This is a genomic window from Rhodococcus sp. NPDC056743, assembly GCF_042790355.1.
Taxonomy (GTDB): Bacteria; Actinomycetota; Actinomycetes; order Mycobacteriales; family Mycobacteriaceae; genus Rhodococcus_F.
Window position 1 is genome coordinate 1 of sequence record NZ_JBHTZI010000028.1, and the last position, 1984, is coordinate 1984.

General features: G+C 46.7%; 1 protein-coding gene, 4 tRNA genes, 2 rRNA genes and 1 pseudogene. All 8 read right to left on the bottom strand.

Going from position 1 to position 1984, the window contains the following annotated elements; genetic code table 11:
- Positions 1-289: pseudogene (gene rsiW, locus ACFRFQ_RS30485) on the bottom strand (anti-sigma-W factor RsiW); the annotation flags it as partial.
- 13 nt (positions 290-302) lie between these two features.
- Positions 303-866, bottom strand: a complete 564-nt coding sequence (gene sigW / locus ACFRFQ_RS30490) for an RNA polymerase sigma factor SigW (protein ID WP_003156766.1) — start codon at positions 864-866, stop codon at positions 303-305.
- 229 nt (positions 867-1095) lie between these two features.
- A tRNA-Gln gene (locus ACFRFQ_RS30495) sits at positions 1096-1167 on the bottom strand.
- Positions 1168-1171: 4 nt separating this feature from the next.
- Positions 1172-1256 (bottom strand) — tRNA-Tyr (locus ACFRFQ_RS30500).
- 12 nt (positions 1257-1268) lie between these two features.
- Positions 1269-1341 (bottom strand) — tRNA-Thr (locus ACFRFQ_RS30505).
- A 5-nt stretch (positions 1342-1346) separates the two neighbouring features.
- A tRNA-Val gene (locus ACFRFQ_RS30510) sits at positions 1347-1422 on the bottom strand.
- A 23-nt stretch (positions 1423-1445) separates the two neighbouring features.
- Positions 1446-1561 (bottom strand): 5S ribosomal RNA (gene rrf / locus ACFRFQ_RS30515).
- Between the two features lie 50 nt (positions 1562-1611).
- Positions 1612-1984: ribosomal RNA gene (locus ACFRFQ_RS30520) — 23S ribosomal RNA — on the bottom strand; the annotation flags it as partial.

Genomic DNA, 1984 nt, shown 5'->3' on the forward strand with positions numbered 1-1984 from the left:
CAAAAACCGCTGCGGCTGCAATCATCGGATGAGTTTTGATCCATCGTTTTACAGAAGCGCGTTTTTTCTCTTTTGGAAGATTCGCCATAACTTTGGCAGTAAAATCAGCAGGGGCCGTGACATGCGATGTGCTTCGGACGAGTGCTACGGATTTCTCCATTTCATGAAAATGCCGTTTGCAATTCCCGCATGACTGCAAATGTTGTTTTAATACGTTTTCATCTTCAGGAAGGATATCTCCATCAAGATGCTTATGCATAAGCTGCACGATCTGTTCAGGACAGCTCATTTCATCACCCCACTTAAAGATCCCTCAATTGTTTTCTAAGAGCCTCTCTGCCTCTGTGTATCCTTGTCTTGACGGTGCCGACAGGGATATTCAGAATCTCCCCGATTTCAATTAAAGAGAGTTCGTCAATATACTTTAATACAATAACCGTTCTGTACTTGTCAGGCAGCTTTAAAATCTTTTTCTGAATTGTGTCCGACAGCTCCAATGACAATACGGCGTCTTCAGGGAGAACCCCGTCCGCGGCGATCTGCGAATACATCGTCAGCCCTTCTGCTCCCGCTACTTCTGCGTCCAGATAGTAATCAGGCTTTTTCTTGCGGATGCGGTCAATGGTCAGGTTGGTCGCAATTCTGTAAAGCCACGTTGAAAACTTTCTGTTGATATCGAAACTGTCGATATTGACATACGCTCTGATAAAAGCTTCCTGCGCAATATCTTCCGCTTCGTGAACATTGCCGAGCATGCGGTAGCAAAGCTGGTAAATCTTATCTTTATAAAGGTCAACGATTTCTGCAAACGCATTTTGATCGCCTTTTTTGACTTGCTTGATTCTTTTTTTAATCAGGTTTTCCATGTTTTATCTTACCTCTGCCCTTCACCGGTCTGTATCTATACGTCGATTGTTTTAAAAGGTTTCATTTTTTTATTACATTTATTTTACCAAATTTCAGGCAGGGTGTAGATGGAAAATACAGAATATACTGCCTTAACAGCAGCTTAAAAATAGTATATCTGATGAACAATCAGAAATCGAAACAAAATGCTGATAAAAAAAGACACCTTTATGCAAAAGGTGTCTGATACTGGGCTAGCTGGATTCGAACCAACGCATGACGGAGTCAAAGTCCGTTGCCTTACCGCTTGGCGATAGCCCAAAAATGGTGGAGGGGGGCAGATTCGAACTGCCGAACCCTGAGGGAGCGGATTTACAGTCCGCCGCGTTTAGCCACTTCGCTACCCCTCCGTATTTAAACAGTGCCGGCAAGAGGACTTGAACCCCCAACCTACTGATTACAAGTCAGTTGCTCTACCAATTGAGCTAGACCGGCAAATATGGTGGAGGATGACGGGCTCGAACCGCCGACCCTCTGCTTGTAAGGCAGATGCTCTCCCAGCTGAGCTAATCCTCCATATATTACACTTACGTGTAATAGCTTGGCGGCGTCCTACTCTCACAGGGGGAAACCCCCGACTACCATCGGCGCTGAAGAGCTTAACTTCCGTGTTCGGCATGGGAACGGGTGTGACCTCTTCGCTATCGCCACCAAACCATTGAGAGTGTTCTCTCAAAACTAGATAACAGTAAGCATACATTCAAATTGGTTAAGTCCTCGATCGATTAGTATCTGTCAGCTCCATGTGTCGCCACACTTCCACCTCAGACCTATCAACCTGATCATCTTTCAGGGATCTTACTTCCTTGCGGAATGGGAAATCTCATCTTGAGGGGGGCTTCATGCTTAGATGCTTTCAGCACTTATCCCGTCCGCACATAGCTACCCAGCGATGCCCTTGGCAGAACAACTGGTACACCAGCGGTGCGTCCATCCCGGTCCTCTCGTACTAAGGACAGCTCCTCTCAAATTTCCTGCGCCCGCGACGGATAGGGACCGAACTGTCTCACGACGTTCTGAACCCAGCTCGCGTACCGCTTTAATGGGCGAACAGCCCAACCCTTGGGACCGACTACAG